Here is an 11972-nt window from a genome sequence, read left to right on the forward strand (position 1 = left end):
ATGTCATGTTGCCGGGCGAAAACGGTCTCAACATCTGCCGCCGCCTTCGTGCCGCAACCAACATTCCGATCCTGATGCTGACCGCGCTCGGCGAGGAAATCGACCGCATCTTCGGGCTGGAAATCGGCGCGGACGACTATGTGACGAAACCGTTCAGCGCGCGTGAACTGACGGCCAGGATACGGGCGCTGCTGCGCCGTACAGCCTATGATCCCGACGAGCGGGACTGGTCGAAGGTACTTCGTTTCAACGGCTGGCGCCTTGATCCCATACGCCGGCAATTGCATGACCCCAACAATGCGCGGGTGACGACCACGACGCATGAATTCGACCTGTTGCTTGCGTTTTGTCGCAATGCAGGCCGGGTTCTCTCTCGTGAGGAACTTCTGGGCGTAACCCATGCCGGGCTCGCGGGGCCGATCGAGCGTAGCGTCGATGTCCATATCAGTCGAATCCGCAGGAAGATCGAAAAGGATGCGCGCGATCCGGTGCTTTTGAGGACCGTTCGGTTGGGTGGCTACATCTTCACCGCGACGGTGGAGGAAGCATAAGGGATTTCATCCGCCGTTTCTTGCCACAGTCCGTGCGTGGGCAGTTTGTGGCAATCATTTTCATCGCGGTGATCGTGATCATGTTCGTCGGTTCGGTCGTCGAGAGTTTCATAGAGAACGCCGATCTTCCCGCCGCGGAAGATAACGCCGGGCGTGCGGCCGTTGTTGCTGCCTTGTTGCAAGAAACGCCGGCGCAGGCGCGTGGCGCAATTCTGGCGACAGCAAAGCGGGCCGGCTTTGATTTCGAGATATTGCCCAAGGACCGGATAACCGGCATTCCCCAGTCCTATCTGCAATGGCGAAGTGTCGAATGGCTTTTGCGTATCGACAGGGGGACGGTTGAGGGACGCTGGATAAGGATCGGCGGCCGATACGCGTTTGTCATCGACCTCGACCAGCAGGACGTCCTGGCCCATTTCGGCATGCCCGATTCCTGGCTGACATCGGGCCTCGTCCGTGCCTCGTTCTACAGGTTCATGGCTTTCGTTGCCTTGCCCGTGCTGATCTGGCTGTTTGCGGTTTGGGCCGTGACGGATCCGTTGAAGCGCATCTCGGCGGCAGTCGGTTCGGCCGAGATCGAGAATGGCGACCAGCTCTTCGTCGAACACGGCTCCATTGAAATGGTGGGGTTGGCGCGCGCCCTGAACAGGATGAGGACGCGTATCCGCACGATGATCGAAAACCGCACGCGCATGTTGCGCAGCGTCAGTCATGATCTGCGCACGCCTTTGACGCGGCTGCGGCTTCGCGCCGAGCGCATGGATGATGGCCCAATCCGAACCGCAATCCTGTCCGATGTCCAGCACATCGAAATCTTGATCGATGAGACCCTTACCTACCTGCGCAACGATGTTTCGACGGAGAAGCTGCAGCGCGCCGATATTGCCAGCGTTCTGCAAACCGTCTGCGCCGAATTCTCCGATGTCGGATTTCCTGTCTCATATTCCGGGCCGGACCGGCTTCTGGGCTGGTGCAAGCCCAATGCATTGGCGCGTGCGATCGCCAATCTTTGCGACAACGGGGTCAAATTCGCTGGCAATGTCACGGTCGCCTTGACGGCGACCGGCACGGCGGCGCGCATCACGGTAGGGGACGACGGGCCGGGTATTCCGATGACGGCACGTGCCCGTGTTTTCGAACCATTCTTCAAGGAAGATGCGTCGCGCGGCATTGCGTCGAAGCATGGCTTCGGTCTGGGCCTCTCGATCGTTGCCGACATCGTCCAGGGGCACGGCGGCAGGATCGAATTGGAGGACAACCAGCCCAGCGGACTGGTCGTTACCATCGACCTGCCGAATGCCGCGGATGTGCAGTCGGCATAGACGGCCTCCCGCCGGGTAAGGTGCGCTCTAAGCCGGCAGGCCGGGGCGATCGAGCTTTTTGGGCGACAGCGTGAAAATCTCGCACCCTGTGTCGGTCACGCCGATCGTGTGCTCGTACTGCGCCGACAGCGAGCGGTCGCGCGTTACCGCGGTCCAGCCATCCGACAGAACCTTCACGTGCGGCCTGCCCAGATTGATCATCGGCTCGATGGTGAAGATCATGCCTGGCCGCATCTCGACGCCTTCATTGGCGCTGCCGTAATGCAGGATGTTCGGCGCGTCATGGAACAACTGGCCGACGCCGTGGCCGCAGAAGTCGCGCACCACCGAGCAGCGCTCGCCTTCGGCAAAGGTCTGGATGGCGGCGCCGATGGCGCCGGTGCGGGCGCCCGGCCTGACCGCCGCAATGCCGCGCATCAGGCATTCATGCGTGACTTCGAGCAGCCGCTCGGCGGCGCGCTTGATCGTGCCGACCGGATACATGCGCGAAGAATCGCCGTGCCAGCCGTCGAGGATGTAGGTGACGTCGATGTTGACGATGTCGCCATCCTTGAGCGGCTTGTTGTCGGGAATGCCATGGCAGACGACATGGTTGATCGAGGTGCAGGATGATTTCGTGTAGCCGCGATAGTTGAGCGTCGCCGGCAGCGCGCCGTGGTCCATGCCGAATTCGAAGACGAAGCGGTCTATTGCTTCGGTGGTGACCCCGGGCTGGACCATCGGCACCAGCTCGTCGAGGCAGCGCGCGGTGAGATCGCATGCCTTGCGCATGCCGGCAAAGCCGTCCTCGCCATAGAGGCGGATCTGGCCGGTATTTCTGAGCGGGGCCGTGGCAGCGTCGAGATAGGTGACCATTTTGTCCGTGTAGCGGGTAGGGCCCTGCAAGAGAGCCGACGTGAAGATCTCCCCAGATTTGGCACTTGAGGGCAAAAGGTTCAAGGAAGAACTGCCCGATGCACCCGCACAGTTCGAGATATTCGCCTTGCATGGGCGGTTCAGCGACCCAAGTGACGACACATTTCTGGGCCAAAAGCCGGTCAAAGCAACTTTTGACGACGAACGGCGTTGCTGCGGTGGCGCCAGTTCGGGAGACAGGAAATGGACAGACTGCAATTCGAGGTGCCGGTGCGCATAGCGCCCGCGCCCGGCCTGCCGGTCGAGGAGATCTACGGCGTCGAACAGGCGCTCGATTTTCTCCAGGACTGGCCTGCGCGCCGTCAGGGCCCGATCTACCAGAAAGCCTTCAACGCCTGCTTTGGGGCCACGGTAGACGTGGTCAAGACCGAGGATGCTTGCCGGGCGTTCATGGCGTTTTGCCGGGCCAGCGGACTGATGGCCAGGGATATGATGACGCCGCGCAAGCGCGGCGGTGAGGCGAGGGCGCTCCAGGCCTAAGGGCCGCCGCCGTTTCGCCTGCCCCCCACTGCAACCAATGAAGCGCGTTTGACGCACAGGCGATGTCGCGAGCGTATCGTTGCGTCCCCGCACCCACGTCAGCGCCGTTAAGCTTCCGTTTCCACCTTCCCGGCTACGCCATTGCTTGTTGGCAATGGTTGATTCGTTGCGTCAGTCTCATGGTTCGGAAGATGTCCCCAGAAAAAATCCGTGCATTCCCGATCGACCGTCAGGTATTCTTGGTCAGAGAGGTTGCTGCCAAGCTCGGCAACCTGCATGGCGAGACCGCCACCTCGTTCTGGAGGGCCAAGGCGTCGGAGTTGCTCGATCTTGTGGTCGGCTCCGGCAGGGACAGAACAGCAGCCAGCGATGAAGTGCGCAGGTTTTTCCAAGCCGTGCAAAGAGAGATGTCGGCCGGGGTGGTTGCGGAGCCGATGCCGATTCTTTCCGCTTGAAGAAAATCCTGCACAGCTTTGGCTTCCCACTGCATTCTCCAACAGTGCGAGCAGCAACACATCGGTGTTTGCTGCCTTCGACGGCAAGTTCGCTGATCGGGTGCGAACCCATGGCTGCCTATCGCAGGCGGATGCTCTAGGACATCGATGCTCTCTCTCGCCGCCTCCCGCTGGCCCTAGCCCTTCTCGCTTGCCAGGAAGTGCGCTCGCGCGTTGATCAGCCAGCGAAGCACTTCTTTTTTGAAGCCAATGGACCACTGCTCAAAAATGCACCGAACTTTTTAGCCATTCGTTCATTTATGCGTGCTTTCTAATCTAAGCCATGGCCTTGAATAGCTTCACCCGTGTTCGGCTTGTAATGGACGCCATGCGCCGGAGCACGGGCGCAAATGTCGCCACCATTTTTGCCCTCACCTTGCCGGTCGTTGTCGGCGCTGCGGGCTTCGGCGTCGAGACCTCCTATTGGTACTACAACAGCCTGAGATTGCAGGCGACGGCCGATGCAGCCGCCTATGCCGGAGCGCTCGAACAGATTTCGGGTTCCGACAAGCCGACGATCGTCGCGGCTGCGACCCAGTCCGCGGCGTCGAACGGGCTGGGCTCGGGCACGATCGTCGTCAATACGCCGCCCGCGTCCGGACCGAATACGGCGAAAAAAGCGGTCGAGGTGATCGTCGGCCAGAAGCTCGACCGGATGTTCACCCTGATCTTCACACAGGAAAAGGTTCCCGAACAGGCGAGGGCGGTGGCCGTCATTACCGATGCCTCGAGTGCTTGCATGCTCGCGCTCGATCCGTCCGCGTCGCAGGCGGTGCTGTTTTCCGGCAGCACCAGCGTTAAGCTCACCGGCTGCTCGGTCATGTCCAATTCCATCGCCTCCGACGCCATCAAGCTTCAGGGCGCGGCCGGTCTGCAGGCCGATTGCCTGATATCGGCGGGCGGTGTCTCTCTCAGCAATCCCGTCACCACCGTCTGCGCGGCCCCGATCACCCAGGCACTGCCCGCCGGCGATCCCTTTGTCGACCTGCCGGCCCCGGTGGCCGCGACCCCCTGCCTGAACGACAACAAGGCGACGCTCGGTCCAGGCACCTATTGCAGCGGCATGAACCTGAAGGGCAACGTCACGCTTTCGCCCGGCGTTTATGTCGTCCAGGGCAATCTCAAGATAAACGCCAACGCGGCCATCACCGGCGCCGGGGTGACCATCTTCATGTCCGGCAGCTCGACCGTCAGCATGAATGGCAATGCGTCCGTGAAGCTCAGCGCGGCGACTTCGGGCACCTACTCAGGCGTTCTGTTCTACGGCGACAGGACCGGCATGAGTGCATCCAGCACATTCAACGGCACAGCGGACTCGCTTTTGACCGGGGCCATCTATTTCCCCAAGCAGCAAGTGAGCTATCTTGGCAACTTCTCGGGCAATGGCGGCTGCACCAGGGTCGTCGCAAATACGATTCAATGGTCCGGTAATTCAACCATCAATCAGGATTGCTCGAGCCTCGGAGTGCCCAACATTCCAGCCGCGCGGTCCGTGGCACTGTCCGAGTAGCTCCGTGGGGCGCCGGTCGATGCCGATCCTCGGCGATGATTCGGGCGTTGCGGCGGTCGAGTTCGCGATGGTGCTGCCCATTCTGTGCCTGGTGCTGCTTGGTATTCTGGACGGCTGGTCCTACATAACGAGTTCACTGTCGATGCGCGCCGGTGTGAAGACGGCCGCGAACCTGGTCATGAGCGGATCGACCGATGATGCGGCGACCCAGGCCCTTGCCATTGCGAGCTGGGAAAATCGGCCGGAAGACGGCCAGGTCACGCTAAGCCACATCCGTATGTGCGGGACGACCGTGGTCGACGCTTCCACCATGTGCAGTGGGCCCAAGGTGCCGTCGATCTATGTCCAGATACAGGCATCGGGCACCTGGGTGCCGCCAATTGCCTTCGGCGCCTTTGCCGCTCCCACCGTCATCGGTCACCAGGAGGTGATCCGTGTCCGCTAGGGTAAGCGCGTTGCGGCGGGATCGATCGGGCGGGGCCGGGCTGGAGTTCGCGCTGATCGCCCCCTTCCTTGTCATGCTGCTGTTCGGAATATTCGCCTTTGGCTGGTCGATGCACTCGGTCTCCAGTGTTCGCTATACGCTGGAGACGTCAGCGCGCTCGCTGCAGCTTAAGAACACGCTGACCCAGGCCGACATTCAATCGATCGCCACGCAGAAATTGCAGGCCTTGGGGTTCAAGGACGTGAACGTCACGATCGCCATCGACCCGGTGAGCGGCGGCTTCCGCATGGCGCATCTGACCGCCGCCTATGCCTTCGTCATCGACTTCCCCTACTTCAGTTCCTTCCCGATCAACTACGCGACAACCGTTACCGTGCCGCTGCTTGGCAGCGGCTAGGCTGTGGCCTGATAGCCTCGCGCGCCGGGGCTCTGCCAATGCACCGGTTTGGCGGTCGTGGCGCAAGCTTGGCACTCGGCCTGCTTTTTATGGCACGGGGCTAGCTAATATATTCGTTAGTGCTAATATTAAGATTACGTTACGTCATGTTCGACCATCTGTCGGGTGCAATGTGGGGGTTCCAATGAGAGTGGCTGTATTGTGCGCGGCTGTTGTTTTCGCTGCGACCGGTGTCGCTGTTGCCAAGGAAAAGAAGGCGGCGGTCAGTGACGCTGCCGCCTTGTGTTCCACGAAACCGTCGACCAAGAAGCCCGTTGCAAATCTGGACTGCGGTTTCACCGGAACCGCCAAATCGGAAGATAGCGGGGCAAAGGCAGAGCCGCGTCTCGGATACGACTCCAATCCGTGGATCATAACAGGCTTTTGACTTTGCACTGTCGGATGCCGGTTGAAGCGCTGAAGAGGGTCGTCTTGAGCGGCGCGCGACCCGTTCTCATGTAGGCTCCCGCACGCAAACTAGGCAAATAAATACGGACTTGCCACTCGGGGCTTCGCCCCGTTGTCGCAATGCCGTGAAAGCCCAACTCGACCGTGCAATAAAAAGCCCGCCACGGGGGCGACCTGCGGCGGGCTCTTGGAGCGGCTACATCCCTTAGGAATCGACCACTTTGTAGCAGGATTATGACCCGTGTGGCCGCGTTGGCCTATGGTGTGATCGCGGAAGACTGCGCGTCAGTTGAAGAGAGCAGCAGAGAGCCAAGCGAAATTGCCGACATTGGGAGGGAGGTTTGCGCCAAACGCAAATTTTTCTGGTACGCCCAAGGGGAATCGAACCCCTGTTACCGCCGTGAAAGGGCGGTGTCCTAACCGCTAGACGATGGGCGCGCTCAGACGAAGCGGCTTATACTGGCGTTGTGCGCAACCGGCAACCCGTCAGGTGCCACCTTGGACAACTTTTTTCCAGGCCTGCCAAATCAACGGTTTGCCGAGGGCTGGCAGGCTTGACGATTAGCGGCGACACCCATCGTTTCGTCATCCACGGGCGGAGCAAGGAGCGCTCCGTCGCGAAGACCCGAGGATGACGAAGTTGGGGACGCTTCAGCCTATCTCGAATGTTCAGGAGGCTGGAACGATATTGCCGGAACGGCCTTGGCGGCTGACAGGCGTAGGCCGTCAAATAGCGCTGCTAGCCGTCACCGCCGCTGCGCCGGCGGCAGCGCCAGTTCCAGTCGCGCTCGGGACCGACGTCGACGTGAACCGATTCTGTGTGGCAGTATGTGCCGACACCGCCGCGACCGGGCATGCTTCTGATGTAGCTCGCCAGTTCCCATTTCGAAACGCCGGGAACCTGGATGTCGGCGGCGGCGCAATACATGTGCAGCGAATTCTTGGCGCCGTTGGCGCGCCGGTTGCGGGCCGGGTCGCGATAGCCTGACGTCACCGTCATCTTGCGGCCGTAGTGGCCTTCGATCGTCTTCAGCACGCGCACCAGCGACGGCTTCAGGCAGGCCACATCGACGCTTTCGTTCTGCTTGAGCAGCCCGTTGGGCGCCAGCCGGGCCATGCCGGCGGCGGACGCAACCTGATAGGAGCCGCCCACTGGCCCCTCATCCTCGTTGAGGTCGACGTCGCTTTCGTCATCGAGGCCCGACTTGCGCTTGATCTCGAACAGGGCCGTCTGGCGCACGCCGGGCAGGGCATCGCTGCCGGTGATGTGACCGCTATCGCCACCGAGCGAAGCCAGTTGTACCGGCTTGGCCGTGGAATCGGCCGAGGCAAGCGTGATGATCGGTTTTGCCGCTGCTGGCGTCGCTTTTGCCTGCGCCGGGGGCTGCTCGCCCGTCCGGGCGTTGCTGATGAGGGGGGCTGGTGTCGCCGAGGCTGGCGTTGCGCCAAACATCGAGGCGAGGAAGCCTTTCTTCTTTGGTGCTTCGGCCTGCGGCATCTCGCCAGCCGTCACATAGACCGGGTTGTTCATGGCCGGAGCGGCAGCGGGCTTCGGCGCCGCCACGTCGCCGTCGGCCGCGGCAATCTGCTGGGCTACCGCATCGGTCTGCTGCGCGGTCTGTGCCTGCTGCGTCAGCGACTGCGGCGTGTTTCCAACGATGGTTTCGGCGCCCGCCGGCATGGTCAGCGGAAAGGCAGCTCCCGGTTTGGACACAGGCACATAGGCGACCTTTTCAGGCAGCGCCGTGTCGCTTGCCGTCATCACGGTCGTCTGCTCCGTCGTGACATCAGACGAATCGGAGGCGGCGATCGCCTTGCCGCTGGAGGCCGCGTTTACGTCCGATGCGGTGGCATTGTAGCCGGGCATTCCGACCGACATTGCCGGGTCGCCAGCCGAAGTGCAGGAGGCCAGAAGCAAGGAGCAGAGCGCTGCCACAATGGCGCGGCGTTCTCCCTTTGCGAGGCTCCATCCTGCTGATTTCAAAGTCAAATTCCCCCTCGATGTCCGGTCGGCATATCTTGGCGCGGCATGCATGCGTCGCTGCCAAGGTGACCTTTGTCTCCGATCCGGAAACGAGACCTGTGTCAAATCCGCAAGCCTGGAAGTATTTTTGCAGTGATTGCCGAATTACGGCCGCTTGATGGTTGACGACACCATTTCGCCCGCTTTTGGCGGCCCGTCAACTCACCACACATTACAGTCCGTTACACACGGACCTTCACATAGGTGCCCGGAGCATCACCCAAAGTTTTCATATGCTTGCCCGGTTTGCGGGCAGGCACGCGGGTGTTGTCCTTGGCCTCTATCCAGCCTTGCCAGTGCGGCCACCAGGATCCTGGATGGTCGGTGGCATTGGCTATCCACTGGCTGAAGTCGCCCGTCGGCGTAGCCCCGGTCCAATACTGGTATTTGTTGGATGCCGGCGGATTGACGACACCGGCGATATGGCCCGACCCCGCCATCACATACTCGACCGTGCCGCCGAAATATTTCGAGCCGAGGAACACCGAAAGCGCCGGCGCGATGTGATCTTCCTTGGAGGCGAGGTTGTAGACCGGGATGGTGATGTCGCCGAGCGAGACCGTGCGGCCCGCCAGTTCCATCGTGCCTTGCGAAAGGTTGTTCTCGAGATAGCAGTTGCGCAGGTAGAAAGAGTGGTTGGCTGCGGCCATGCGGGTGGAATCGGCATTCCAGTAGAGCAGGTCGAAGGGCAGGGGATCCTTGCCGCGCATGTAGTTGTTGACGACATAGGGCCAGATCAGGTCGCCTGAGCGCAGCATGTTGAAGGCGGTCGCCATCTTGGTGCCGTCGAGATAACCCTTTTCGCTCATCGACTTTTCCACTGCCGCGACCTGTTCTTCGTCGACGAACACCTTCAGGTCGCCGGCATAGGTGAAGTCGACCTGCGTGGTGAAGAAGGTCGCCGACTTGATGCGGTCGTCGCCCTCTTGCGCCATCAGCGCCAGTGCCGCCGCCAGGAGCGTGCCGCCGACGCAATAGCCGATCGCGTTGACGTCGCGTTCGCCGGTGGCCTTCTCGACCGTGTCGAGGCCGTATTGCAGACCCTCGCGGATATAGGCTTCCCAGCTCTTGGTGCCGTGGCGCTCGTCCGGATTGACCCAGGAGATGACGAACACGGTGTGGCCCTGTTCAACCGCCCAGCGAATGAAGGATTTCTGCGGGTTCAGATCGAGGATGTAGAATTTATTGATCCATGGCGGGCAGATCAGCAGGGGCCGCTTGAGCACCGTCTCGGTCGCCGGTTCGTACTGGATGATTTCGGCGACGTCGCTGCGGCCGACCACCTTGCCGGGAGTGGTGGCGATGTTCCTGCCGATCTCGAAGGGCGAGTAGTCGGCCTGCCGCAGCTTCAGGTCGCCCTTGCCGGCGGCGATGTCCTCGGCCAGCATCTTCATGCCGCGCACCAGGTTTTCGCCGTTCGAGGCGACGGTTTCGCGGAACAGTTCCGGATTGGTCAGGATGAAATTCGACGGCGAGATGGCGTTGGACACCTGCTTGACGTAAAAGCCGGCCTTGTGGCGGGTGTGCTCGTCAAGACCTTCGGCGTGCTCGACCAGATCGGCCGCCCAGCGCGAGGTGACGAGATAGGCCTGCTTGAGGAAATCGAAGAAGGCGTTGCGGCCCCATTCCGGGTCGAGGAAGCGCTTGTCGCCGCGCTCCGGCTTGACCGCGTCTTCGGTGTCTTGCGCGGCGTTGCTGGTGCGCTGAATGGCGTTGGCCCAGACCGTCATATAGCCGGAGAACAGCCGCGTCTGCGCTTCCAGCGCGCGCTGCGGATCGGCAAGCCAGTATTCGCTGAGCTTGGAAAAGGTCTTCACCATATCGACGACGGGCTCGGCCACATGGTCGCGCACGTCGCCTTTTTCACGCGGCTCGGCCCAGGCGGAAGCGGCCTTGCCGGCCTGCTCGATCATGCGCGCCATGTTCAGGGCGAAGCGTTCCGGGTCCTTCACCAGATATTGCTCGACGGTCGAAGGCTGGTCATCTTCCGCTTTGCCCGAATCGGGTGTTTTGGACATGGTTGGCGGGGTTCCTCCCGAGGCCTTTTCTTGACATATTAACATGGGACATCCGACCGGGCCAATCTCGCTCTACCTCGGCTGCCAAGGAAACAATATGACGATTAATATTGGCGAGACTGTTTTTTTCGGTGCCGGACGTTTTTGCCGCATCGGCGCGGCGATCGTCCTCATCGGCATTGCCGGGTGCTCGAGCACCAACACGAATGGCCCGACGCCTGTCGCTGTGGGTGCGGGACCGAAGGATACCGGCACCTTCCCGAACCTGAACATCAAGCCGCAAGTGGCGGCGCCGCAGTTCACCGAAGCCGAGAAGAACGCCAAGCTCGCGCAATTGAAGGCGGATGAGAATGCGCAGGCGGCAAAGGGCGGCGGCCCCAAGGTCGTCAACCAGGCGGCGCTGACGGATCTGGCCAAGAAGCATGGCGACGAAACGCTGAAGCAGATCGAAGCCAAATGCGACCCCGCCCTCGACCCTACCTGCAAATAAGTATATAGCGCGCGCCCAACACCCCTTCGCTGTCTGGAACTGCCATGGAAGAATTTCACAAGGTTCGCCGGCTTCCGCCTTACGTGTTCGAGCAGGTCAACCGGCTCAAGGCCAGCGCCCGATCGCGTGGCGCCGACATCATCGACCTCGGCATGGGCAATCCGGACCTGCCGACGCCCAAGGCTATCGTCGACAAATTGTGCGAGGTCGTGCGCGACCCGCGCACGCATCGCTATTCCTCGTCGCGCGGCATTCCGGGCCTGCGCCGCGCCCAGGCCGCCTACTATGGCAGGCGCTTCGGCGTGAAGCTCAACCCCGACACGCAAGTGGTGGCCACGCTCGGTTCGAAGGAAGGCTTCGCCAACATGGCGCAGGCGATCACCGCGCCCGGCGACGTGATCCTGTGCCCGAACCCGACCTATCCGATCCATGCCTTCGGCTTTATCATGTCGGGCGGCGTCATCCGCTCGCTGCAGGTGGAGCCGGACGACGGTTTCATTCCGGCGCTCGAGCGCGGTGTCAAGCATTCGATCCCGAAGCCGCTGGCGCTGATCCTCAACTATCCGTCGAACCCGACAGCGCTGGTCGCCTCGCTCGATTTCTACAAGGATGTGGTCGCCTTCGCCAAGAAGAACGACATCATCATCCTGTCCGACCTTGCCTATTCGGAGATCTATTTCGACGGCAATCCGCCGCCTTCGGTGCTGCAGGTGCCTGGCGCGATCGACGTTTGCGTCGAATTCACCTCCATGTCGAAGACCTTCTCCATGCCCGGTTGGCGCATGGGCTTTGCCGTCGGCAACGAGCGGCTGATCTCGGCGCTGACGCGGGTGAAGTCCTACCTCGATTACGGCGCCTTCACGCCGATCCAGGTGGCGGC

At 61.6% G+C, this 11972-nt stretch carries 13 protein-coding genes and 1 tRNA gene; 9 read left to right on the forward strand and 5 right to left on the reverse strand.

Going from position 1 to position 11972, the window contains the following annotated elements; genetic code table 11:
- A partial coding sequence (locus tag ENZ74_RS07785) for a response regulator transcription factor (protein WP_164760968.1) occupies nucleotides 1–551 on the forward strand: 551 nt, incomplete at its 5' end.
- Here ENZ74_RS07785 and ENZ74_RS35005 read toward each other — a convergent pair.
- Entirely contained in the window at nucleotides 518–967 is a 450-nt protein-coding gene (locus tag ENZ74_RS35005) for a hypothetical protein (protein WP_245441331.1), read from the reverse strand. The two genes, ENZ74_RS07785 and ENZ74_RS35005, sit on opposite strands and share 34 nt — an antisense overlap.
- Nucleotides 968–973: 6 nt before the next feature.
- On the opposite strand from ENZ74_RS35005, the gene ENZ74_RS07790 reads away from it, so the two are divergent.
- On the forward strand, nucleotides 974–1873 hold the full coding sequence (locus tag ENZ74_RS07790; protein ID WP_245441330.1) for a HAMP domain-containing sensor histidine kinase: 900 nt from the start codon (nucleotides 974–976) through the stop codon (nucleotides 1871–1873).
- A 27-nt stretch (nucleotides 1874–1900) separates the two neighbouring features.
- Here the strand turns inward: ENZ74_RS07790 and map are convergent, their stop codons facing one another.
- Entirely contained in the window at nucleotides 1901–2728 is an 828-nt protein-coding gene (gene map / locus ENZ74_RS07795) for a type I methionyl aminopeptidase (protein ID WP_013532002.1), read from the reverse strand.
- A 243-nt stretch (nucleotides 2729–2971) separates the two neighbouring features.
- On the opposite strand from map, the gene ENZ74_RS07800 reads away from it, so the two are divergent.
- From ENZ74_RS07800 to ENZ74_RS07820, 5 genes are all read left to right on the forward strand, one after another.
- Nucleotides 2972–3268, forward strand: coding sequence for a DUF982 domain-containing protein (locus tag ENZ74_RS07800; protein ID WP_013532001.1), 297 nt, complete (start codon nucleotides 2972–2974; stop codon nucleotides 3266–3268).
- 191 nt (nucleotides 3269–3459) lie between these two features.
- Nucleotides 3460–3723, forward strand: coding sequence for a DUF6074 family protein (locus ENZ74_RS07805; protein WP_013532000.1), 264 nt, complete (start codon nucleotides 3460–3462; stop codon nucleotides 3721–3723).
- Nucleotides 3724–4045: 322 nt separating this feature from the next.
- Nucleotides 4046–5272 (forward strand): pilus assembly protein TadG-related protein, encoded by a 1227-nt coding sequence (locus tag ENZ74_RS07810; protein ID WP_063167868.1) that lies wholly within the window; start codon nucleotides 4046–4048, stop codon nucleotides 5270–5272.
- A gap of 19 nt (nucleotides 5273–5291) precedes the next feature.
- A complete protein-coding gene (locus ENZ74_RS07815; protein WP_032808908.1) occupies nucleotides 5292–5717 on the forward strand; it encodes a TadE/TadG family type IV pilus assembly protein in 426 nt (141 codons plus the stop codon).
- Nucleotides 5707–6114: a TadE/TadG family type IV pilus assembly protein gene (locus tag ENZ74_RS07820; protein WP_013531997.1), complete on the forward strand. Its 408-nt coding sequence runs from the start codon at nucleotides 5707–5709 to the stop codon at nucleotides 6112–6114. Before ENZ74_RS07815 ends, ENZ74_RS07820 begins: the two co-directional genes overlap by 11 nt.
- Before the next feature lie 810 nt (nucleotides 6115–6924).
- Here ENZ74_RS07820 and ENZ74_RS07830 read toward each other — a convergent pair.
- From ENZ74_RS07830 to phaC, 3 genes are all read right to left on the reverse strand, one after another.
- Nucleotides 6925–6999, reverse strand: a tRNA-Glu gene (locus tag ENZ74_RS07830).
- Between the two features lie 301 nt (nucleotides 7000–7300).
- Nucleotides 7301–8551, reverse strand: coding sequence for a YcbK family protein (locus tag ENZ74_RS07835; RefSeq protein ID WP_032808955.1), 1251 nt, complete (start codon nucleotides 8549–8551; stop codon nucleotides 7301–7303).
- A gap of 215 nt (nucleotides 8552–8766) precedes the next feature.
- On the reverse strand, nucleotides 8767–10602 hold the full coding sequence (gene phaC, locus ENZ74_RS07840) for a class I poly(R)-hydroxyalkanoic acid synthase (protein WP_063167870.1): 1836 nt from the start codon (nucleotides 10600–10602) through the stop codon (nucleotides 8767–8769).
- A 97-nt stretch (nucleotides 10603–10699) separates the two neighbouring features.
- On the opposite strand from phaC, the gene ENZ74_RS07845 reads away from it, so the two are divergent.
- Complete coding sequence (locus ENZ74_RS07845) at nucleotides 10700–11092, forward strand: hypothetical protein (protein ID WP_063167871.1); 393 nt, start codon at nucleotides 10700–10702, stop codon at nucleotides 11090–11092.
- 44 nt (nucleotides 11093–11136) lie between these two features.
- On the forward strand, nucleotides 11137–11972 hold an 836-nt coding region (locus ENZ74_RS07850; RefSeq protein WP_127312720.1), incomplete at its 3' end, for an aminotransferase class I/II-fold pyridoxal phosphate-dependent enzyme.

This window comes from Mesorhizobium sp. M7A.F.Ca.CA.002.15.2.1, assembly GCF_003998715.1.
Taxonomy (GTDB): domain Bacteria; phylum Pseudomonadota; class Alphaproteobacteria; order Rhizobiales; family Rhizobiaceae; genus Mesorhizobium; species Mesorhizobium ciceri.